The following is a 21,392-nucleotide window of genomic DNA, read 5'->3' as shown; positions in this document are numbered from 1 at the left end:
ACCTCCTGCCTGGGTTGTTTTTTCTTATTTTATAACGAACTCCCCTTCGGCACAACCCTTTTTCTTCTTTCGATACACCGGGTGCGTCCCCTCATGGAAGATATAATAGCTCACATAGTCCGTAAGAAAAATCCCAACCGCCGAGAGCAGATACCAGATCCCGAAAAAACACGGGCAGATTAATCCTTCGCAGATGGAAAACGGCAGCGTACCATAGTCCCACATGCGGTAATGCAGCACCCTCAGGGAAAACATCCCCGAATACAGTTCAATGGCCGTAATCAGGACGGCGGATACCATCATCTGAAACGCCAGCGGAAAGCGGCGCAGCCCGGCGTCTTCCAGCATTCCGATTCCTGCAAGGGACATTCCTCCGGCAATGCCCATCAGGCGGAAGCTGTAACCCCGGTAGGTGACTTCGATGGCAATATAAATACAGTAGCCCAAAAGAAAAAACAGCAGATACTTCTTCGCTTTCATTCGTTTTTCTCCCATTCTAATTGAGAATCTTTTCTCTTATTCCCAGTATCTCTGTCTTTTCTCTTTTTATCCGCTTGCATTTTTTCTTTTCCATGTTACAATACTTTCATGTTTCGAAAGAAGTTTCGAATAGAAAGGACAGAAAAAAGAATGGCATTTAACCCAATAAAGTTAATGGAATTAAAAAATCTGAGAAACCGTTTCGCCCAAAACCACCCGAAGTTCGTAAAATTCATGAGCGATCTCGCATCCTCGCAGATCGAGGAGGGAACGATTCTCGAAGTCACGGTGAAAAAACCGGACGGCCGAACGATGGTTTCCAATATCAAGGTGACTGCTTCGGATCTTGAAATGCTGCAGGCAATCAAACAGATGTAACATATTTTTCGTGGCAAAAAGCCGCTTTCGACGAGCGGCAGGCTTTTGGACACACGATATTCCTCGAGATACTGCGTCACCGTCTTTCCCGTCATTTTCCGGAAGCGGCGGCAGCAGACCTCGCGGGACAGATGCACCTGCTCACCAAGCTTTTCGAGCGAAATCACGGATTCTTACCATTACTCCGATGCATTCCTGACGATCGAAGCGCCGTTCTACTTCCTGCTCGGCCTTCTCGCCGTCTACCGCACCTCGATTCAGAGTACGCAGAACGGACGCACACCGTTTGCCTGGTTCGGTGCAATTGCACTGCTGATTCCAGTCTACTATCGGATGATGATGAAGCCTGTAAAAACAGTGTAATCAAAATTGGTCCACCGGATATTGATATGCCTGGCAACGCAAAACCCGGAATCCTTTCGCTCCTCTTCTGAGGTCTTGAAAAGATTCCGGGTTTTTTATTTTGCTGTTTTCTCTTCCCAGATTGTCTCCAGATTTTTTCCATCAATCCAGATACAGCGGTACACCCGCTTCATCTGCTCATCCAGTTCCGCTTCCCGGTCCGTCTTTACAATCACATGGCCGATCCGGTCAGTTCCATCTGCCATGGCAGAAACTTCATGCCCCTCCGGATAATCCAGGACAAGCTCCAGCCCTTCCTGACGCAGACGTTCGACCTGATCCCGGTCGATTTGTGTGATGGTTCCGCTTACCGGACTCAGCAGCAGTTTTGCCATGCACGGGCAGCTTTCCGTCTGCTGAAAATCCGTTTCTTCCCCGAGGGCGCTTTTGATCATCTGCTCATAAAAATCAAATCCGTAATACGTTGAAATCAGTTCCGGAATGCAGGTTGCCCCGGTTCTTCCGCCCATTTCAATGATCCAGACCTTCTCTCCGTCCACAAAGACATCCGCATTGACGGAGCACTGATCGGCACCGGATGCGGTGACGGCCAGCTGCATCTGGCGGGCAATTTCTTCCCGCAGTGCCCCGCTGCATCCATACGGAAATGCATGGCCGACCGGAACGGTCGTGTGTGCACCGCGGTATACAAATTTCATGTGCGGTGCCAGAAAGACCAGTTTGTGGTTCTGCACAAATCCATCCACGCCGATCTCCGTTCCGCGGAGGAATTTTTCAACCAGCACATAATCTCTTGCCGAACCGTTTCTCGCATTTTCATACGCTTCTTCGATCTGTCCGGAATGCTCCACCACGGTAATTCCGCGGCTTCCTGAACTGTCCACCCGTTTTACGACAACCGGGTATCCAAGCTGTTCTGCGGCTTTTTGTGCCTCCTCTGCGCTTCTTACCCGCATCCCGTCTGCCGCGGAAACGCCGCCCTGCCGGAATGCGTCTTTCATCTTTGCCTTATCGGTCAGAATTTCCGCCGCCTCATACGGAATGCCGGACAGATGCATCTTTTCACAGACATAGCCGATTGTGCTGACGGCCACATCGGTTCCCGATGTACAGATTCCGTCGATCTGTTCTTTTTCCGCCGCCGCAAGAATCGCTTCTTTATCCCGCGTATTCAGTTCATAAATTTTATCTGCAAGTGCAAACCCCGGATAATCGCCGGGAATACTCACTACGATCGTGTAAAGACCCATTCTGCGTGCAGTCCGGATCAGCGGCACCTGGTAAATACCGGCACCTAAAATCATGATTTTTTTCACTTTTTTTCTTCCTCATCAGATACGTTAATGGTTTCCCGCACAATATACTGCGGCGTGCGGTTCAGAATCAGAATCATCTTTCCGAGGTATTCTCCGATGATGCCGAGCACCATCAGAATCAATCCGGAAAAGACAACGATGGCGCAGATTGTAGAAGACCAGCCAACCATCACGTTCGGATCGATGAGCTTTCGGATGGCAATCATGATGGCTGCCAGAAAACCGCCGGCTGCAGAAACTCCGCCGAGAACGGACGATATGCGAAGCGGAATTACAGAATAGTTCCAGTAGGCAAGCCACAATTTGATCAGTTTCTTTAACGTATAGTTGGAAGTTCCCACTGCACGTTTGAAATGCTCCACCTCTACATTTCCGATTTTGTGTGTCGTGCGGTAGAAAATGCCGTCAATATAGGGATTGAAGCTGTCGTATTTTACCACCTCGTCCTTGATCTGGCGGGTAATCATCCAGAAATTGCTGGAAACGATGTCTTTTGGCCGTCCGAGAAGAATCCGGGAGGAAACTTCGTTCAGTTTGCTGGTGACATTTTTCAGGAACGAATTTTTTCGTTTCGGATAGCAGCCGTAAACCAGATCGTATCCTTCTTCCATCTTGTGGATCAGTTTGCTGATCTGGGACGGATGTGTCTGCATGTCATCGTCCATGCCGAGAATAAAGTCTCCTTCGGTGTAGTGGAGTGCCGCCATCAGCGCATTGTGCTGGCCGAAATTGCGCAGCAGGTTGATGCCCTTGACATTCTGATACTGCTCACCGAGCTTCTTGATCTCCCCATACGTATTGTCTTTCGGGGAACCGTCGTTCACCAGGACAAATTCGCAGTCATATCCGTCCATTTTCTTGAATTCTTCCATCACCATCTCTACAACTTTCCGGATCGTTGCCTCGGAATTGTAGCATGGGATGACTATTGAAATCAGTTTCATTTTTTTCCTCCATCGGTATCGTTCAGAATGCAGTCATAGAACAGCGGCGTGCCTCCGGTATGGATAAAAAGCACATCGCAGTCCTGTAACTGATGTTCTTCTATGTACTGCTTCATTCCCCAGAATGCCTTTCCGGTGTACGTCGGATCCAGCGGAAGGCCGTTCCGGCAGAACTCTTCCCGGATCACCTGTAAAATCCGCTCATCGTACTGGCCGTATCCGCCCTGGCGGTATCCCATTTCCAGATGAAGTTCACTCTCCCATCCTTCCGGCAGCACGAGATGATTCTTCGCAAAATAATCGGAAATGCCGCTCTCCATGATGCGGATGGCGCGGTCGTACTCTCGGGATGAAATCGAAAGGCCGATGATCTGCTCCGTTCCCTGCTCGAGCAGTTTTCCGCTTACCAGGCCGCACTGGGTCGAGCCGGTTCCGGATGCCGCAAAGATATGAGAAAAAGAAATGTTCTGTTCTTTCTCCCACGCAAGAATCTCGCGGTAGCCGTCCACGTAGGCCTGTACCGGTGTGCCTTCATTGCCCGTTCCGAATTTATCCCCGAAAATATAATATGGGTGATATCCCTCTTCTGTCAAACGGTTCATCGTCTGCTCGACGGTCTGTGCAATCTCTGTTTTTCTGCACGGAATGACTTCGGCTCCGAGCCATTTCATCAGACGGCTGTTGTTTGTTTCGATCGGTTGTTCCTCGTTTTCTTCGGAAGAACAGATCATATAGCATGGAATTTTCTCGGCACAGCACAGATTGGCCAGCACGCGGCAGAGGTTGGATCTGCTGTTTCCGTAGATGATCATGCAGTCTTTGTTTTTCTCCTGCATGTCACGGAAAAAGGCGCGTCCGATCCGCACTTTATTTCCGCCCAAGGAAAACGGGAGAAGATCCTCTCTCTTGCAGTACAGTCGGACATTTCTGTCGTTTGGAAATTCCAGTTTCTGAATTGGTGTATGTATCATTGTTTTTCCTCTTTTATTCTTGATTCAACTCACAGTCGGTATTTTCACGGAGTCTGACATGTCGAAAATAGTTCGACTGTGACTTGCCTCATGTCAGTGGAGGATACCGATTTTTCTCCGCCCGCCACTGCCGTTATGTTTCTTTTAACAATTCATCCCACCGCTTTAGAAGCGGGGGACTTCTTGTCTACTGGTGTTAAATTCCGGCATGCACCGGAAGCTTTTCCCTATTATAGACTATTTTTCTCTGCGTGGCAAGCCGTGCCGGAAACAGGAAAAGCCCGCCGGTTTTTGTTTTCACATCTGCCGGCGGGCTTTGGGGATTTTTTACGTATTCTGTTTTTTCGTCCGGGATCTGTTCAGGCTTCCTGCGGTGCGGCAAGATTGGCCACAATCTGCGCCACCTGGGCTATCTCCGGGATTTTTGTGTACTCGGCGCAGCTGTGTACCTGATTCATCGAGGTTGCGATGACAAGCCCTTCGATGCCGTGCTGTGCAAAGACGTTGTTGTCGCTGCCGCCGAAAGTTTTTTCGAATGCAGCGGTCAGGCCTTCTTCTGCAACGGCGCTCTCGTAATGCCTTGCGGCATCGCTTGTCAGCGGCGTCTCATACGCATGGATATTCAGTTTTTCTTCCCAGACCAGCTTCGCACCAATCTTCCCTGCTTCCTGCTGGAAGATTCTGTGATATGTTTCCAGAAGCTCCATGGCCGTCTCGTGGTTCAGGCTTCGAATTTCGCCTTCGATCACGCAGCTTTCCGAAACGATGTTGGTACCGGAGCCGCCGCCGATTTTTCCGATGTTGGCAGTGGTGCTTTCATCCACGTGGCCCTGCGGAAGCTGTGCGATTGCGCGGGCGGCCGCCTGGATGCTGTTGATGCCGTCCTCCGGGTGGAAACCGGCGTGGGCGGCTTTTCCCTGGATTTTCGCCGCGAAGGAAACGAGTGTCGGTGCCGCGTAGGCGGCTGCACCGATCGCGCCGCTTAAATCCAGAACGTATGCTTCTTTTGCCTGCACCTGGCTGTAGTCGAAGGCATTTGCGCCTTTGCAGTACAGCTCCTCACCAGTCGAGATCAGAATTTCGATCGGGCGGTGCGGTGTTTTGGTCTCGATGAGGTGGCGGACAGCTTCATAGATGGCTGTCACACCGGCGAGGTCGTCGGCGCCAAGAACTGTCGTGCCGTCGCTCGTTACGGTTCCATCCTCATGGGAGACGGCTTTTTTGCCTTTTGCAGGCTCAACAGTGTCCATGTGGGCCGCAAAGAGAACCGGGGCTCCTGCAAGGCTGCCCGGAATGCGCGCGAACAGATTGCCCGCATTGGAGCCGGTCTGCTCCTGCGTATGATCTTCTGTAAGCGTAACCCCGATTTCGGCGAATTTTATTTTTAAGGTGTCCGCCATCTCGCGCTCCTCTAAGGACGGCGAATCGATAGATACCAGCTCCGCAAAAAAATCAGCAATTCTTTTCTCATCTATCATAATCTTTTCTCCTACTCTTTGGCTGTGTCCGCAATTTAAATAACATACTCAGGCTGCGCCATAATATGCATCTTGCTGAAGAACTCCCGTGTTCTCTGATTCTGCGGATGCTCGAATACTTCTTTCGGTGTTCCGTCTTCTACTACGTGTCCTTTATCAAGGAAGATCACACGGTTCGACACATGGCGGATAAAGTTCATCTCATGGGAAACCAGAAGCATTGTATATCCCTGTGCCGCAACTTTTTTAATAACATCCAGAACCTCTCCAACCAGCTCCGGGTCAAGGGCTGAAGTCGGCTCGTCGAGCAGCAGAATCTGCGGTTTCATGGCGAGGGCTCTTGCGAGCGCCACCCTCTGCTGCTGTCCGCCGGACATATGTTTCGGATAATGGTTTGCCCATTTCTCCATGCCGACCAGTTTCAGTTCTTCTAATGCAATGGCTCTGGCCTCGTCTTTTTTCATCTTCTTGACAACAATCAGGCCTTCCATCACATTTTCCAGTGCGGTTTTCTTCTCAAACAGATTGAACCGCTGGAACACCATTCCTGTGTTCTGTCTTAAATACAGAAGCTCTTTCGGTTTCCGCTCGGAAAGGCCGATCACCTTGTCCCCGATCGTCACCGTTCCCTTCTCCGGTGTCTCAAGGCGGTTGACGCAGCGCAGAAGCGTTGATTTTCCGGTTCCGGAAGGACCGATGATTCCCACAACATCGCCCTGTTTGATCTCGAGGCTGATGTCGTCGAGCACCACGTTGTCGTTATATTTTTTTGATAAATGATCAATTTTTATCATTTTTCTTACCCTCCCCGTTTGCGGACGCCAGCTCTACCTGGTCCGGAATCCGGATTTTATTTTCAATTACGCGGATGATCTGCTCGATCACCAGCGTTACCAGCCAGTAAATGATGGCCAGTGAAACGTAAACTTCAAAGTAGCGATACGTTCTTCCTCCAATAATCTGGCCCTGTGCGGTAATCTCGACAACGGCGCAGGTAAAGGCAAGAGACGTTCCTTTGATGATACTGATAAAAGAGTTTCCAAGGGTCGGAAGCGCAACCTCAAAGGCCTCCGGCAGAATGATGCGGCGCAGTGTCTGCGGATACGTCATGCCGAGTGCATGTGCTGCTTCGATCTGGCCCGGGTCAACGGACTGCAGGGCTGAACGGATAATCTCAGCCATAAAGCCCGACTGGTTCAGTCCCAGAGCGATCATCGCATAGACGAAACCGGAAATATTGGCAACCGCCAGATTCGTTCCGAACTGCTGGTTGATTGCCTTGAACATCATGGGAATACCAAAGAACGCAACGTACAGCTGTACGATGACCGGCGTGCCGCGGAGCAGTGAAATCAGAAGATTCGTAATCTGCGTCAGCACTCTGATTTTTTTCATTTTGATGATCGCCATCACAAGTCCCAGTCCCAGTCCGATCAGCATAGAAACCACGGCCAGTTCCAGCGTGATCGGCAGCTTTGTCAGCAATTCTGGTATGGATGAAAATACCAGTGAAACGTCAAATAATTTTCCCATGATTTTTTTCCTCTCTTACACGTATTTTTCTACCAGTACACAGGTAAAGCCAAGATTTTTCTTCGGCTTTTTCGGCTCTTCGTCTTTCTTCGGTGCATGGTGGTCGTATACCGACAGGTCAGCATCCGGATTCAGTTTGTAGCCTAATTTCTCATAAAAGCCTGCGGCGCGGTCCTGGCTCGTGATGACGATGTGATCGACATCGTATTCTTTCAGCCATTTCTCAGCGGCTTCGATCAGCACGCGGCCGTATCCGCTTTTCTGTTTTTCTCTGACAACACAGACACGCTCGATTTTTCCTGTCTTTTCCGCCGGAAATGCGATGCGGCAGCCGGCTACCGGCTTGTGATCTTCTGTCAGCAGAATCGCCTGCAGATCATCTTTGCTCTCGTCCTGTCCGAATTCCAGTTCAATCGGAATGTTCTGTCCCAAGCAGAACGCATCGGTTCTGACGTAATCATATGCTTTGTATTTCCACTCTTCGCTTCCCTTTTCTACCCGGTAAATTTCTGCCATGTTTTTCGCTCCTTTTAGAATCGGGAAACGGATGTTCTCGATCCGCTTCCCGTCTGTTTTGTAATCTCTTCTGTTTTTATTTCGAAAACGATATTCTAGTTTGGTGTCTCATCAAAGTATTTCTCGTCCGGGCTGGTGTCCACGCCGAGATACTCGGTTGTGATCTTGGAAAGAGTTCCGTCTTCTTTCATCTCTTTTAAGGCTTTGTCAACATCCTCGCGGAGTGCTGCGCCCTCTTCGTTCTTTCCAAACAGGAAGTAGGTATTGTTCTGCGGGAACAGGAAATCTTCGGTCTCCTCGTCGATCTCGTTTGCTTCCAGCTGACCTTCCAGTCCGAACTGCGGAAACAGGTTGTCGATGATCGGTCCGTCGTCGATTGCCACATCAGCGGTTCCATCTACGATGTGCTGGTAGCGGACCTGGAAGTTTGCATTGGAATATACGATATTGACCTGGTGATCCGGGTTGTCTGCATTCCATTTTTCCAGTGCATTTGCGGTAAGGCTTCCTGCACTCAGCTCAATTTTGTATCCGCGGTCTGCCAGATCGGTAAGAGAAGTCAGCGGCTCATCGCCGGTTCTCTGAATGTATTCGTTGAAGCTGGTTTTATATGGTAAAGAGAAGTAGTAGGATTCTGCTCTCTCATCGGTATATCCATAGTTGTTGACTGCGATGTCGTACTGACCGCTCAGCACACCCTGCAGTGCATCTGCCTGCTCAATTTTCAGTTCATACTGCGGAAGGCGGTTGAACACTTCTTTTACGATATCGATATCGACACCGGTCAGCTCGTTGTCATCATTTACGTAAAAGTACGGTGCCAGTGTGCCGCTTGTTACAGCTTTGATCACTTTTTTCTCACCGGAATCCGATGCGGAGCTGCCTTCTGCGGAAGATGATGCTGCGGAACCGCTGCTGCTTCCTGCATTTGCTGATGCATTGCTTCCGCATCCTGCAAAGCTTGCTGCCAAAAGGCCCGCCGCTGCCAATACTGCCCATAATTTCTTTGTCTTTTTCATAATAAAATCCTCCTCATTTCCTCGTTCTTTTCAGTTCCGGCCGCACCCCGGCTGCCTGAGAGTGTTCCACCAGAGCGCTCCGGATTCTTCTGTCTTATCTCTTTATAAAAGTCCTTTCAGCGGATTAATCGATGCATCCACGGAAAGTACGCCGTTCTTCGGGTTTCTGTCTTCCCATTTCGGGCTGTTCCAGATGGTTTTTGAGATTTCTCCTGCGTAATCCTCGTAGGTCTCTCCCTCCGGATGGCGAAGGAATACTTCATCCGGTGTTTTGCTGAGTGTTCTTCTCGATCCATCGTCTTCCATCAGCTTCTCGAAATCTACTTTTGCAAGGATTCGTTCGTTGTATCCGCGGAAGAGAACCTCTCCTAATTTCTTTCCAGGTCTCGAAAGTGCCAGCACCTGCGGATCGCTTCCGTGACGGAAGGCCGGGATCGCATACAGCTCTTTTAAGTAGCACCAGATATTTTTGTAATCACGAATCGGTTTCTTCACCGGTCCTACGTTGTGGAAGTAGCTGACATCCCAACGGATCAGAGTGACGTAAGCGCGGACATCGCTGTCGGTGATGTAGTCGCCGAACAGGAAACGGTTCGTCTCCAGCCGTTTGTCCAGCTTATCGAGGGATTCATAGAAATCTTCGTATGCCTCATCGTATGCTTCCGGTGACTGGCAGAATGCCATGCGGTAATGGCCGTTGTTGACATGCGGGAAGAGCCAGTCGTTAAACTCATCGATCTCTTTCCGGAATTTTTTCGGGTACAGGTCCGGCGCATCTTTTGGCTGGAATGGACGGAACTGCACTTCGAGATAGTTCGTAAGGCGGTGATAATCGTTGTTCACAGCCTTTTTCTCTTTGACATCCACCAGGGTCGGTGTCGTTGCTCTTCCTTTGAAGTCCGGGTTTGCTCTTTTATAGAACTCACTTAAGAAGTAAGCGCCTGTCGCCGGATCCTTGAAATCCGGATACTGTCCGAATGCATGTCCGTAACGGTTTGTCTCGCCGGATGGAGAAACTCTCGTCTCCGAGATCACATCCTGCAGTCCTAAAAGCTCCCGCACGATGATCGGACGGTTGGACCAGTTGCATCCGGTTGCCCAGTAGATCCCGAAGCGGTTTGCTTCTGCTTTCAGGCCGCCTTCTTTATCGCCGAATGGCTGGATAAATGCATTTGGCTGACGGATGAAAGCGCCGCGCTCATCGATCTCTACAAGGGTTTCATTTGGTCTTGGGTCTACTCCGACTTCTGCTGCAAACTGTTCTGCCAGCGCATCTGTGTATTTGATTTCTTCGGTTTCTTTATTTTCAACTGGGGTGAAGCTGCATCCGCATCCGCTCATGTTTTTGTCCTCCGTTTTCTATGTCTGTTTATTATCTATTCTTATGTTGTTCATTCGCATTTCTTTTAAAAAAGGTTAAAAAAATAGCAGGCATTCGTTCCGGCCTGCCCGCACATGCAATTTCTGCTATGCTTTTTCTGCCTGCGAATGTTTCTTATTTTTCTTTATTCTGATTGGAGCTGCAGCAACAGCAACAACACATCTCCATCATTCTGTTCTCCTGCATTCGTCTGTTGTCTGTTTTTTTCATTTGCTGTTCTCCTTTCCTACTAAGTCGATATGTTTAATGTGTTTCTCGATTACATGGCATATTATAATGCATATTTTTTCTATGTGCAACCCCTAAAACGCCTTTTGGTAATTGTTATTTTGATGAATCGCTTATAGGTTTTTCCTATTGGTTAGTCATACCAGAAAGATATTACTTATCACACCTGTAGGCTGATTTTGCTTTTTCCCGGCCAACCGCCGCAACTTTTGCAATGTGCTCAACAATTCTTGCCATGGCTTTTTTCTTAAGAAACGATACAATAAAAAGCAAAGAACACCACTTGCAAAATACAATGTACTCTCGGAATCTTTCTGTGCTTGTTTTTGTGAGATGATTTTTTGTCAGTTGTGCCCAAATTTCTGAGGCGTACGCGGTGCGTACGTTGATGAAATTCGGGTGCAGCTGGCGGAAAATCAGCCGCAAAGGCAAGTGCAGAAAGATTCCGAGAGTACATTACAAAATAAAGGAGAGTTTTTCTTATGGAAATGACATTTCGCTGGTATGGTTCCAAATTTGATACCGTTACCTTAGAGCAGATCCGCCAGATTCCGGGCGTAACCGGAGTCATCACAACTCTGTACGACACTACCCCGGGCGAGGTGTGGACACGCGAAGCGATTCACGCGTTAAAAGAAGAGATTGAGGCCTCTGGACTTCACATCTCCGGCATCGAGAGCGTCAACATCCACGACGCCATCAAAATCGGCAGCCCGGACCGTGAGCAGTACATCGATAATTATATTGAAACGTTAAAGCACCTCGGCGAGGAAGACATTCACCTTGTCTGCTATAACTTCATGCCGGTCTTCGACTGGACCAGAACAGAACTCGCACGCGTCCGTCCGGACGGCTCGACCGTACTTGCCTACAAACAGTCCGCCGTAGACGCACTTGTTCCGGAAAAAATGTTTGAATCTATCGCAGGTGATGCAAACGGCGCAATTCTTCCTGGCTGGGAGCCGGAGCGCATGGCAAAAGTGAAAGAGCTCTTTGACGCTTACCGCGATGTGGATGATGAGAAACTGTTTGCCAACCTCAAATACTTCCTCGAACGCATCATGCCGGTCTGCAACGAGTACGACATTAGAATGGCCATTCACCCGGACGACCCGGCATGGAGTGTCTTCGGTCTTCCGAGAATCATCATTAATAAAGAAAACATTCTGCGCATGATAAAGATGGTCGATGACCCGCACAACGGCGTGACCTTCTGCTCAGGTTCCTACGGAACAAACCTGGAGAACGATCTGCCGGATATGATCCGTTCCTTAAAGGGCCGCATCCACTTCGCTCACGTCCGCAATCTGAAATTCCACAGCCAGCAGGATTTCGAGGAGGCCGCACACCTTTCCTCTGACGGCAGCTTCGATATGTATGAGATCATGAAAGCGCTGTACGACATCGGCTTCGACGGCCCGATCCGCCCGGACCACGGACGTATGATCTGGGGCGAGAAGGCAATGCCGGGCTATGGACTGTATGACCGCGCACTCGGCGCGACTTATTTAAACGGACTCTGGGAAGCTATTGACAAGAGTCACAAACGTGGAATTTAAAGGAGGTTTTTACTGATGTCTCTTAACTTAACAGCTGCCGGACTGGCAGATCAAAAAGCGTGGGAAGCCGCAGGCTATGCGCTTCCATCCTATGACCGCGAAGCAATGATCACCCGCACGAAAGAATCTCCGTGCTGGGTGCATTTCGGAGCCGGAAATATTTTCCGTGCCTTCCAGGCAAATACAGCACAGGAACTGCTGAACAACGGTACCTTTGACCGCGGTGTCATCGTTGCGGAAGGCTTCGATACAGAAATCATCCGTGATATGTACCAGCCGCACGATAATTTAAGCATTCTGGTGACCTTAAAAGCCGATGGTTCTGTCGAGAAAACCGTTGTTGGAAGCATCGCAGAATCGCTGGCTGCCGATACGGCGGATTCTCCGGATTTTGCCCGGTTAAAAGAAATCTTTACCAAGGATTCCCTGCAGATGGCGACGTTTACGATCACCGAAAAGGGATATTCTCTGAAAAACGGTGCGGGCGAACTGCTGCCGTCTGTTGCTGCCGATTTTGCTGCCGGACCTTCTTCCGTTACCAGCTATATGGGAAAAGTTGCTTCTCTTTTATATGAAAGATTTCTTGCAGGCGAAAAACCGTTTGCGATGGTCAGCACCGACAACTGCTCCCACAATGGCGAAAAACTTTCCCTTGCCCTGACAGCCTACGCTTCTGCATGGGAAGAAAACAAGCTGGTACAGCCAGGCTTCCTCTCCTATCTGCAGAACCCGGAAAAAGTCAGCTTCCCGTGGACCATGATCGACAAGATCACCCCGCGGCCGGATGGTTCCATCGAAAAGATACTCGAGGAGAACGGCCTCGCTGATGCACAGTCGATCGTCACCTCCCGCCACACCTACGTTGCTCCGTTCGTCAATGCAGAGGAATGCCAGTACCTCGTAGTCGAAGATCATTTCCCGAACGGACGGCCGCCGATGGAAAAGAGCGGATGGATCTTTACCGACCGGGAAACTGTCAACAAAACAGAGCGCATGAAGGTCTGCACCTGCCTGAACCCGCTGCACACCGCACTCGCTGTGTTCGGCTGCCTGCTGGACTATGAACTAATCAGTGAGGAGATGAAAAATCCGGTACTGAAAAAGCTCGTGGAGCGCATCGGATATATCGAAGGACTTCCGGTTGTCACCGATCCTGGTATTCTCTCTCCGAAGCAGTTTATCGATGAAGTGCTGAACATCCGCATCCCGAATCCGTTTATGCCGGATACGCCGCAGCGAATTGCAACCGATACGTCACAGAAGCTGTCGATCCGGTTCGGTGAGACGATCAAATCGTATCTTGCTTCTCCGGAGCTGTCACTCTCGGATCTTCAGGCAATTCCGGCTGTATTTGCGGGATGGCTGCGGTATCTGATGGGCGTGGATGACAACGGCGATGCATTTGATCTGAGCCCGGATCCGCTGCTTGCCACGGTCCGCCCGTATGTGCAGGATCTGAAACTCGGCGCACCGGCTGACCGCGAGACCCTTTCCAAAACTCTGGCTCCGCTGCTCTCCGATGCTTCGATTTTCGGTGTGGATCTGATTTTCGCCGGACTTTCTGACCGTGTACTGGATGCTTTTGTCTCGATGCTTCAGGGACCTGGCGCTGTGGCAGATACGCTTGCTGCTCTGACCGCTCAATTCTAAAGGGGAGGTATTTCCATATGAAACCTTTTATGGACGCTGACTTTCTGCTGCAGACCGATACGGCGAAAACACTGTACCACGAGGCGGCTGAAAAAATGCCCATTTTTGACTATCACAACCATCTGAATCCACAGGAGATTCTCGAAGACCGCCAGATGGAGAATCTGACACGCGTCTGGCTCGGCGGGGATCATTATAAATGGCGTGCCATGCGTGCGATGGGCTTTTCGGAAGATCTGATCACCGGAAACGCCGATGATTACGACAAATATCTGGCGTTTGCCGAGACGATTGAGAACGCGATCGGCAATCCTTTATACCACTGGACACATCTGGAGCTGCAGCGGTACTTCGACATCACGACACCGCTCTCCCGCGCAGCAGCGAAGGAGATCTGGGATGAGGCGAATGCAAAACTGCAGACGAAGGAGTTTACCGTGCGCAATCTGATTCTGAACCAGCATGTGTCGCATCTGTGCACCACCGACGATCCTGTAGATGATCTGCACTGCCATCTGGCATTACAGAAGGAAGACTTTGCCTGCCGCGTTCTGCCGTCCTTCCGCCCGGACCGCGCCGTTCATCTCGAGAAGCCGGATTTCCCGGAATACGTGGAAAAGCTTGCCGCTGCCGCCGGCAGGACGATTGCATCCGCGGAGGATATGGTGCGTGCCCTCTCCTGCCGCCTCGACTTCTTCCTCTCCGCCGGCTGCGTTGTTAGCGACCACAGCCTCGAGGGCTGCTTCTATGTGCCATGCACGGCTGCTGAGGCGAATGCCGTATTTGAAAATCGCATGAACGGCGGTGCTCTCACTGAAAAAGAGCTCGGCATGTACAAGGGCTTCCTTCTGACGAACCTCGGATGGCTGTATCACAAGCACAATATCGCCATGCAGCTTCATATCAAAGCGCTCCGCAACAACTCGAAGCGGATGTTCCGTGCACTTGGTGCCGATACCGGTTTTGACAGCATGAACGATTTCGCCTTTGCCCCGATGCTCGGTGCTTTCTTAAACGATATGGACGAGGATGACGCACTGCCGAAAACCGTGCTCTACTCCCTGAACCCGGGCGACAACCCGATGCTTGCAAGCATGGCCGGAAACTTTGCTGCGCCTGGCATCCGCTCAAAAGTGCAGTTCGGTACCGCATGGTGGTTCAACGATCACAAATACGGCATGGAATCCCAGCTTGCGACGCTTTCCAGCATCGGCATGCTCTCCACCTTCATCGGCATGCTGACCGACTCCCGCAGCTTCCTCTCCTTCCCGCGCCACGAATATTTCCGCCGGATTCTCTGCAATCAAATCGGAAACTGGGTGGAAAACGGGGAGTACCCGGCAAACCTGGAGTTTTTGAAAGAGATGGTGGAAAATATCAGCTACAACAATGCGGTTTCGTATTTCCTGTGATTTTCGCATGCCTTATTGACAATTATTCCCACATACCGTACAATAAAAGGGATTACTGATCAACGAAAGGATTACAGAAACATGGACGACTCAGGCAGTATGCCTCGACGATGCTTTATTTTCATCATTTGATAAACGGAGACATAATCTATCTTTGATTCCGCCAGATTCAAGATAGGTTATGTCTTTTTGTACATTTTTTGCATCGTGTCCCGGTTTCCTAAGAAAGGAAAAACAAATGAACAGCGACATTGTGTCACTCATCATCATTCTTATCTGCGTCATGCTCTCAGCCTACTTTTCGGCGACGGAGACTTCTTTCACCTCGCTGAACCGCATCCGCATGAAAAATATGGCAGAAAAAGGCGACAAGCGGGCGGAACTGGTGTTAAAGTTGCTGGAGAACTTTGACAAGCTGCTCTCCACGATTCTCGTCGGCAACAACATCGTCAACATCGGACTCAGCTCCCTTGCCACGGTGCTTTTTATCAAGCTTCTCGGCGGCGACTCCGGTGCGACGGTTTCCACGATCGTAACCACTATCGTGGTCCTGATCTTCGGCGAAGTTTCCCCGAAAAGCATTGCAAAAGAATCCCCGGAGACGATCGCCAAATTTTCCGCACCGTTTCTCCACATTCTGATGATCATGCTGACCCCGGTGACGTTTCTCTTTTCCCAGTGGAAGAAGCTGCTCTCCCGCATCTTCAAATCCTCGGAAAACCACGGCATCACCGATGAGGAACTGATGACCATCGTCGAGGAGGCGACCCAGGAGGGCGACATCGACGACCAGGAAGGCGATCTGATTCAGAATGCAATCGGCTTCATGGAGATGGAGGCCGCAGAGATTTTTACTCCGCGTGTCAACGTCATCGGCATTCCACTCGATGCGACGAAATCCGAGATCGCTAAGACTTTCTCCGACACCGGATTTTCCCGGCTGCCGGTATATGATGATGATATCGACCACATTGTGGGAATTGTGTATCAGAAGGATTTCCACAACCACATTTACCACACCAACAAACCGCTAAGCAGCATCATCCGCCCGGCGCTCTTTGTAACCGAGAATACGAAGGTCGGCCCGCTGCTGAAAAAAATGCAGGCGAAGAAATCGCATATTGCCATTATCATTGATGAATTCGGCGGCACCGACGGTATCATCACCATGGAAGATATCCTCGAAGAGCTCGTCGGCGAAATCTGGGATGAGCATGATGCGGTTGTACAGGAAATCCAGAAAGTTTCCGAAAACGAATACCTCGTGACCGGAACGGCAAGCATCGACAAGGTGTATGAAGAGCTCGATATTGACAAAGAATTTGACGTCTTTACGGTCAGCGGATGGATCATGGGGATCCTCGAGCGCGTGCCAAAGGAAGGCGATCATTTCGTCTCGGATGGCCTCGACGTAACCGTACTGAAAATGGCAGACCGGAGAGTCGACAAGGTACGGATCGTGCGGCTGCCGAAGGATGAAAATGAACAGTAAGTAATTGATACGATTTACACGCAAAAAACGGATCGAACATCTGATTTTAAAGTCAGATACTCGATCCGTTTTTCTTGTCCTATTGTATTTTCTTCTCCACCCGGTACTTCTTCGGCGATATTCCATAGCGCTCTTTGAAAATCCGATGGAAATAACTCATGTTCTCATACCCGACCCGCTCGCCGATGTCTGCCACGGAAAGTCCCGTCGTTTCCAACAGATACGCGGCCTGGGTCAGGCGTTTGTTCTGAACGAGTTCGGTGTAGTTTTTCCCGGTCAGGCGGCGGATCATGCGGCTTAAGGTGTAAAAATCGTAGTGCAGTTCTTCCGCCAGTTCCGAAAGGCTGCCCTCCCGGTAATGTTCCTCGATATAGCGGTATACGCCGAGCAGCATCTCCTGTTCAAAATACTGCTCTCCCACCTGCACGCGTTCGGTGTAGTTCATGAGTTGCAGAAATAAAAGGCCCATCGTAATCTGATTGATGCTCCGCTTATTGCTCTGGTGATGTAAGAGCGTCCAGACGAGATTTTCGATCAGATTCTGCACCGGAAGGACATCCGCGATTCTGTAATGCAGATAACAGAGCGGTACCTCCCCGCTTTTCAGACAGCCGACGATAAAATCCTTTAACTGATTCTCCTCTGCCCCGATCATTCGCAGCGTCTGGTCAAAAAACTCCGGCAGAATCAGAAAGTTGACCGCGATATCGTCACGCCCTGCCGGTTCAATTTCCTGCACTGCATTCTGATTCAGAATCAGCAGCTCACCCGTTTTCAGCTCGATCCGGTCCCCGTTGATGGTGTGCACGGTGCTTCCCTGGCACATGTAGATCATCTCGACATAATTGTGGCTGTGCGCCGGAAAACGAATAAACCGCGTGTGCGGCCGAATATCAATCAATTTTCCCCGCTCCAGCAGCTTTCCCGCATCCATCACAAACTTCTGCCCGCTCGAATACCGCTCCTTTTCCACTTCCGTCTTGCCGTCCAGAATCGCCTGTTCCTCCTCCGTAATCCGGGACAGGTCTGCTATAATTTCCTGTTTCACGATGATTCCTCACATTTTTCACGTTTTTTCTGCTTTCTATTATATTCCATTCTGGTGCAAATAAGCAATGTACTTTTTCTTCTCACTTTCTGATAAATATTCCTTTCCTACGCATCAAAACAGCAAGTGCTGCACTGCCAAGTGAAACGTAACGAAGATTCTCTCTTTACAATTTCACTTTCTTAAAGTATACTTTAAGAAGTTATTCTACTATTCAAACTCTATCGTTCAAGGAGGTTTTTCCATGGAACAGCAGACCTACACCATTCGTGAAATGTCCGAGCGTTTTGGACTTCCGGCCTCTACGCTTCGTTATTATGAGGAGATCGGACTTTTGACGGATGTCATTCATACCGAAAGTAAGAAACGAATTTACACCCAGCAGCACATTGACTGCATGACCGCAATTCTCTGCTTCAAACGCACCGGGCTTCCGATTGCGGGGATTCAGGAGTTTTTCCGGCTTGAGAACGATATCCCGGGAAATATTGACCAGATGGTTGCCATTCTCAAGGAACATGAGCAGAATACACGCGAGAAAATCGAGCGCATGGAATCTGATCTCGAACATATTCAGCAGAAAGTGCGGTATTACAGCGCGGTTCGCGATGCGATTAAAAATGGGGATGAAATGCCGTCGTGGGATTCCTGCGGCTGTGAGGAGAAGGCGCAGTAGATATCTCTCCAGGCTTTTCCGCCGCAGACACACACAAGTTTCAAAAGAGCAGGTAAGAAAAGGGACCAACATCCACTTTTCTTACCTGCTCTTCTTATTTTTTCTATCACCTTTTCCCTTCATACCCGGAATTTTTTCTGCATTTCCCGCATAAAATCTTTTCCGCGGAAAAAAAACAGCCCGATCAGATACAGCACACTAAGGCCCACGCAGATCACGGACGGCCAGGTAATGCGGACAGTTCCCGTCAACCACAAAATCGCCGGAACGATTCCTGCTGCTCCGGACTGCATCAGATAAAAAAGATATTCACTGACCTCCATTTTGTACGCTCTTGCCAGAATCTGCATCGTCGCGCCATTCATAAGAACGGCGAGCGGAATTGCGAAATCGACAGACCAGCCGATCCAGCCCGTCGCATAATCCCACAGAATCGCACCGATCATAATAAAGATCAATTGCCACATACTGTTTTTGAGTGGATTTTTCCGTTTCTGATATCCCACCCGGATCAGAAGCCAGGCGCAGAACACACCCGCTGTCGCATAACCTGCCCACCACATCTGCGGCGTTGCAAGGAAATTCATCATCCAGCAGAGTACGACAGCCGCGATGCAGGTGAAAGAAAAAATTTTCAATCCCAGTTTGGCCGTCCCGTGCGGCTGTTCTTTCTGTCCCGGAAAATCATTTTCCTCCTGTTCACAGGCGATGCCCTCTTTCTGCAGCAGATGCATCAGGTTCCGTTCAATATTGGAATCAGCGATTTTAGATGTGATTCCAAGCACCATGCTGTCACCGTAGGAACAGGAACACATCTGTACTTTGTCGGTGCTGGTGAAAAATCCGAACCGCTCAATATATGTTTCATACTCCGGCGGCATCTGAATCCGGCCGATATTGGAATAGACGGTCGTAATGCTTCGTCCGCCGAGCGTCGTGCCCGCCATCAGCGCCAGATTTTTGATTTCCAGCGGCACGGCGCGCAGCACCGGATTCCGCTCAATCCGCACCAGATCGTTCATACGTGTGGAAATCTCCTGCTTCAGCGCCTCTTTCTGCATCGCGGCTCCCGTGATCTGCAGGGCATCCTCAAACGATGCCTCCGGCCCAAGATCACAGGCAATCTCGATCCAGCTCCAGAAATTCGTCATCGATGCGGATGGGAAAAAGTTGCGGAGATTGGCTGGAACCATCAGAGAAACCGGCTTTTTCAGCCTGCTTTTCGGGATTTCTTCATATACCGCATATACCAGCGCCGCCGCAAGGTACGCCGTCACCGACACGCCATGTGCTTTTGCGCACTTATGAACTGCTTCCGCGGAAAGCAGAATCTCAGTAATTTCCATCTCCTCCTGCTCCAGATACTCGCCTTTGATCTGGTATGCCGGGCGGCTTTTTTCTTTTTCATTTTTCTTTCCGGTGTAATACTGTGAAAAGCTGTCCTCCTCGAAATCTGTCTCTGTCAGCATGTCTTCGCTGACCTTTGAAAAGATTTCCTCGGGATGACACAAGATCAGATAATTGCTCACCAGTTCTTTCAGAAACAGCATCGCACCGGTGCCGTCTGTCAGGGCATGGAATACTTCGAAATTGATTCGGGTTTTATAGTAAGAAACCTGGAAAAGAAGCGTTTTGTGGTCGGGTACGTAAATCTCACTGCACGGCGGACGCTTTTCCTCTTCTACTTTTGCTGGCAGATCGCGCTGCTCCAGATAAAACCAGAAAAGACCTTTCCGCAGTACCATGGAAAACACCGGGTAATGCTCCATTGTCTGCTCCAGCGCTTTCTGCAGCAGATCCGCCTGGATGTCCTCTTTCAGCTGGCAGTAAAACCGGAAGACTCTCGTATCCTTTTTTCCGGTGGCCGCCGGAAATGCCTGTGCCGCGTTGTCCAGCTTTCTCCAGCGCGAAGAATGTTCTTTCTTCATTTTCTATGCCTCCTTACGCCTTCCCGTGTGTCAATTGTTTCTTCACTGCTGCTATGTTTTCCAGTTCTTCGTCTGCATTTTTCTGCTGTTTTTCTTTCCTTAAAAATGCATTCATATACTGAAAACTTTCCTGCACATATAGGTGTTCAATGCCAAGCGCAAAATAGCCGTGCAATGCGCCCTTGATCCGATGATGTTCAACCAGATTGCCAGCCCTTTTCAGCTTTTTCGCATAATCCTCGCCCTCATCACGCAGCGGATCGTACTGCGCCGTCAGTACCAGCGTGTCCGGCAGTCCCTGCAGATTTTCTGCCAGTACCGGTGCAAAGTACGGATTTTTGCGGTCTTCTTCGGTCCGCTGATACAGAATTACATAATCTTCCATTTTGACACTGGTCAGAAGGTATCCGGTTCCATTGGTTTTCACGGATTTGTACGGTGATTTCTCTGTGTAACAGGAATTTACCGCCGGATAAATCAAAATCTGTTTCCCCGGCAGCAGTTCTTTTTTGTCCCTCGCCATCAGGCAGACCGCAGCCGCAAGATTTCCTCCTGCGCTGTCGCCCATGATCGTGACATTTTCCGGCGTTACCTCCGGCAGAATCTCCCCGCGCAGCATTGCCTGGGCGGCGGCGTAGCAGTCTTCTAAGCCTGTCGGGAAACGATGCTCCGGTGCAAGACGGTATTCTACCGATACAACAATCTGCCCCGTCGACTGCGCCATGCGCGCGCAGACACGGTCGTATGTCTCCACACTCTCGGTTGTCCAGCCGCCGCCATGGAAGAACAGAATCGCTTCTTTTGCACCATGCTCCTCCATTTTTTCATCCGGGAAGAACAGCCGAATCGGAACCTTGTAGTCCCCATTATATATTTCCATATCCAATTTTCGCAGAAAAATACGAATCGGATCCAGCTTCTTGATATCGGCAAGCCGACGGGCGGATTCTACTTCAATTCCGCCGTAGGACAATACATTTAAAATGGCTTTGACTGCTTTTTTCATTCGCTCTCTCCTCT

At 49.9% G+C, this 21,392-nt stretch carries 20 protein-coding genes; 7 read left to right on the top strand and 13 right to left on the bottom strand.

Annotated elements, in window-relative coordinates:
* Positions 1-24: 24 nt before the first annotated feature.
* Complete coding sequence (locus tag DXD92_RS02640; protein ID WP_158554976.1) at positions 25-480, bottom strand: putative ABC transporter permease; 456 nt, start codon at positions 478-480, stop codon at positions 25-27.
* Between the two features lie 150 nt (positions 481-630).
* Between DXD92_RS02640 and DXD92_RS02635 the strand changes: the two genes are divergently transcribed.
* The gene (locus DXD92_RS02635) at positions 631-858 is read left to right on the top strand and encodes a hypothetical protein (RefSeq protein WP_117509474.1); all 228 of its coding nucleotides are present in this window, start codon (positions 631-633) and stop codon (positions 856-858) included.
* A 45-nt stretch (positions 859-903) separates the two neighbouring features.
* Positions 904-1,221 carry a hypothetical protein gene (locus tag DXD92_RS02630; RefSeq protein ID WP_243104819.1) on the top strand — a complete coding sequence of 106 codons (318 nt, stop codon included), beginning with the start codon at positions 904-906 and terminating at the stop codon, positions 1,219-1,221.
* 95 nt (positions 1,222-1,316) lie between these two features.
* On the opposite strand, the gene DXD92_RS02625 is transcribed toward DXD92_RS02630, so the two are convergent.
* From DXD92_RS02625 to DXD92_RS02580, 9 genes are all read right to left on the bottom strand, one after another.
* The gene (locus DXD92_RS02625; RefSeq protein ID WP_118639991.1) at positions 1,317-2,537 is read right to left on the bottom strand and encodes an ATP-binding protein; all 1,221 of its coding nucleotides are present in this window, start codon (positions 2,535-2,537) and stop codon (positions 1,317-1,319) included.
* Complete coding sequence (locus DXD92_RS02620; RefSeq protein WP_118639990.1) at positions 2,534-3,481, bottom strand: glycosyltransferase family 2 protein; 948 nt, start codon at positions 3,479-3,481, stop codon at positions 2,534-2,536. Before DXD92_RS02620 ends, DXD92_RS02625 begins: the two co-directional genes overlap by 4 nt.
* Positions 3,478-4,452 carry a 1-aminocyclopropane-1-carboxylate deaminase/D-cysteine desulfhydrase gene (locus tag DXD92_RS02615; RefSeq protein WP_118639989.1) on the bottom strand — a complete coding sequence of 325 codons (975 nt, stop codon included), beginning with the start codon at positions 4,450-4,452 and terminating at the stop codon, positions 3,478-3,480. The genes DXD92_RS02620 and DXD92_RS02615 overlap by 4 nt, the downstream gene beginning before the upstream one ends.
* Before the next feature lie 359 nt (positions 4,453-4,811).
* Complete coding sequence (locus DXD92_RS02605; protein WP_243104818.1) at positions 4,812-5,930, bottom strand: M20/M25/M40 family metallo-hydrolase; 1,119 nt, start codon at positions 5,928-5,930, stop codon at positions 4,812-4,814.
* 35 nt (positions 5,931-5,965) lie between these two features.
* The gene (locus DXD92_RS02600; protein WP_022462084.1) at positions 5,966-6,724 is read right to left on the bottom strand and encodes an amino acid ABC transporter ATP-binding protein; all 759 of its coding nucleotides are present in this window, start codon (positions 6,722-6,724) and stop codon (positions 5,966-5,968) included.
* The gene (locus DXD92_RS02595; protein ID WP_022462083.1) at positions 6,711-7,463 is read right to left on the bottom strand and encodes an amino acid ABC transporter permease; all 753 of its coding nucleotides are present in this window, start codon (positions 7,461-7,463) and stop codon (positions 6,711-6,713) included. The genes DXD92_RS02600 and DXD92_RS02595 overlap by 14 nt, the downstream gene beginning before the upstream one ends.
* Positions 7,464-7,478: 15 nt before the next feature.
* A complete protein-coding gene (locus DXD92_RS02590) occupies positions 7,479-7,979 on the bottom strand; it encodes a GNAT family N-acetyltransferase (RefSeq protein ID WP_022462082.1) in 501 nt (166 codons plus the stop codon).
* Positions 7,980-8,074: 95 nt separating this feature from the next.
* Positions 8,075-8,998, bottom strand: a complete 924-nt coding sequence (locus DXD92_RS02585) for a transporter substrate-binding domain-containing protein (protein WP_118639987.1) — start codon at positions 8,996-8,998, stop codon at positions 8,075-8,077.
* 102 nt (positions 8,999-9,100) lie between these two features.
* Positions 9,101-10,339, bottom strand: coding sequence for a glutathione S-transferase C-terminal domain-containing protein (locus tag DXD92_RS02580; RefSeq protein ID WP_118639986.1), 1,239 nt, complete (start codon positions 10,337-10,339; stop codon positions 9,101-9,103).
* A gap of 750 nt (positions 10,340-11,089) precedes the next feature.
* Between DXD92_RS02580 and uxuA the strand changes: the two genes are divergently transcribed.
* The 4 genes from uxuA (at position 11,090) to DXD92_RS02555 (ending at position 16,720) form a co-directional block, all read left to right on the top strand.
* Positions 11,090-12,166: a mannonate dehydratase gene (uxuA, locus tag DXD92_RS02570; RefSeq protein ID WP_118639985.1), complete on the top strand. Its 1,077-nt coding sequence runs from the start codon at positions 11,090-11,092 to the stop codon at positions 12,164-12,166.
* 15 nt (positions 12,167-12,181) lie between these two features.
* Complete coding sequence (locus DXD92_RS02565) at positions 12,182-13,816, top strand: mannitol dehydrogenase family protein (protein ID WP_117801473.1); 1,635 nt, start codon at positions 12,182-12,184, stop codon at positions 13,814-13,816.
* A 17-nt stretch (positions 13,817-13,833) separates the two neighbouring features.
* Complete coding sequence (gene uxaC, locus DXD92_RS02560; RefSeq protein ID WP_118600729.1) at positions 13,834-15,228, top strand: glucuronate isomerase; 1,395 nt, start codon at positions 13,834-13,836, stop codon at positions 15,226-15,228.
* A 238-nt stretch (positions 15,229-15,466) separates the two neighbouring features.
* Positions 15,467-16,720 carry an HlyC/CorC family transporter gene (locus DXD92_RS02555; RefSeq protein ID WP_118600731.1) on the top strand — a complete coding sequence of 418 codons (1,254 nt, stop codon included), beginning with the start codon at positions 15,467-15,469 and terminating at the stop codon, positions 16,718-16,720.
* 79 nt (positions 16,721-16,799) lie between these two features.
* Here DXD92_RS02555 and DXD92_RS02550 read toward each other — a convergent pair whose 3' ends face one another.
* Positions 16,800-17,768, bottom strand: a complete 969-nt coding sequence (locus DXD92_RS02550) for an AraC family transcriptional regulator (protein WP_117761070.1) — start codon at positions 17,766-17,768, stop codon at positions 16,800-16,802.
* A 244-nt stretch (positions 17,769-18,012) separates the two neighbouring features.
* On the opposite strand from DXD92_RS02550, the gene DXD92_RS02545 reads away from it, so the two are divergent.
* Entirely contained in the window at positions 18,013-18,444 is a 432-nt protein-coding gene (locus DXD92_RS02545) for a MerR family transcriptional regulator (protein WP_055227315.1), read from the top strand.
* Between the two features lie 119 nt (positions 18,445-18,563).
* On the opposite strand, the gene DXD92_RS02540 is transcribed toward DXD92_RS02545, so the two are convergent.
* On the bottom strand, positions 18,564-20,372 hold the full coding sequence (locus DXD92_RS02540; protein WP_055227317.1) for a DUF6320 domain-containing protein: 1,809 nt from the start codon (positions 20,370-20,372) through the stop codon (positions 18,564-18,566).
* A gap of 13 nt (positions 20,373-20,385) precedes the next feature.
* The gene (locus DXD92_RS02535; RefSeq protein WP_117761068.1) at positions 20,386-21,378 is read right to left on the bottom strand and encodes an alpha/beta hydrolase; all 993 of its coding nucleotides are present in this window, start codon (positions 21,376-21,378) and stop codon (positions 20,386-20,388) included.
* Positions 21,379-21,392: the final 14 nt, after the last annotated feature.

The sequence above is a fragment of the Blautia sp. TM10-2 genome (genome assembly GCF_003480845.1).
Lineage (GTDB): Bacteria > Bacillota > Clostridia > Lachnospirales > Lachnospiraceae > Fusicatenibacter > Fusicatenibacter saccharivorans.
Note: the sequence above shows the minus strand (reverse complement) of the source record. Positions and strands in the feature narration are given on the sequence as shown.

Excerpts from the sequence above, each read along its gene's own strand:
- DXD92_RS02590 (WP_022462082.1), bottom strand. The coding sequence starts at position 7,979 with ATGGCAGAAATTTACCGGGTAGAAAAGGGAAGCGAAGAGTGGAAATAC.
- DXD92_RS02595 (WP_022462083.1), bottom strand. The coding sequence starts at position 7,463 with ATGGGAAAATTATTTGACGTTTCACTGGTATTTTCATCCATACCAGAA.
- DXD92_RS02620 (WP_118639990.1), bottom strand. The coding sequence starts at position 3,481 with ATGAAACTGATTTCAATAGTCATCCCATGCTACAATTCCGAGGCAACG.
- DXD92_RS02615 (WP_118639989.1), bottom strand. The coding sequence starts at position 4,452 with ATGATACATACACCAATTCAGAAACTGGAATTTCCAAACGACAGAAAT.
- DXD92_RS02585 (WP_118639987.1), bottom strand. The coding sequence starts at position 8,998 with ATGAAAAAGACAAAGAAATTATGGGCAGTATTGGCAGCGGCGGGCCTT.
- DXD92_RS02535 (WP_117761068.1), bottom strand. The coding sequence starts at position 21,378 with ATGAAAAAAGCAGTCAAAGCCATTTTAAATGTATTGTCCTACGGCGGA.
- DXD92_RS02580 (WP_118639986.1), bottom strand. The coding sequence starts at position 10,339 with ATGAGCGGATGCGGATGCAGCTTCACCCCAGTTGAAAATAAAGAAACC.
- DXD92_RS02565 (WP_117801473.1), top strand. The coding sequence starts at position 12,182 with ATGTCTCTTAACTTAACAGCTGCCGGACTGGCAGATCAAAAAGCGTGG.
- uxaC (WP_118600729.1), top strand. The coding sequence starts at position 13,834 with ATGAAACCTTTTATGGACGCTGACTTTCTGCTGCAGACCGATACGGCG.
- DXD92_RS02605 (WP_243104818.1), bottom strand. The coding sequence starts at position 5,930 with ATGATAGATGAGAAAAGAATTGCTGATTTTTTTGCGGAGCTGGTATCT.
- DXD92_RS02640 (WP_158554976.1), bottom strand. The coding sequence starts at position 480 with ATGAAAGCGAAGAAGTATCTGCTGTTTTTTCTTTTGGGCTACTGTATT.
- DXD92_RS02635 (WP_117509474.1), top strand. The coding sequence starts at position 631 with ATGGCATTTAACCCAATAAAGTTAATGGAATTAAAAAATCTGAGAAAC.
- DXD92_RS02545 (WP_055227315.1), top strand. The coding sequence starts at position 18,013 with ATGGAACAGCAGACCTACACCATTCGTGAAATGTCCGAGCGTTTTGGA.
- uxuA (WP_118639985.1), top strand. The coding sequence starts at position 11,090 with ATGGAAATGACATTTCGCTGGTATGGTTCCAAATTTGATACCGTTACC.
- DXD92_RS02555 (WP_118600731.1), top strand. The coding sequence starts at position 15,467 with ATGAACAGCGACATTGTGTCACTCATCATCATTCTTATCTGCGTCATG.
- DXD92_RS02540 (WP_055227317.1), bottom strand. The coding sequence starts at position 20,372 with ATGAAGAAAGAACATTCTTCGCGCTGGAGAAAGCTGGACAACGCGGCA.
- DXD92_RS02600 (WP_022462084.1), bottom strand. The coding sequence starts at position 6,724 with ATGATAAAAATTGATCATTTATCAAAAAAATATAACGACAACGTGGTG.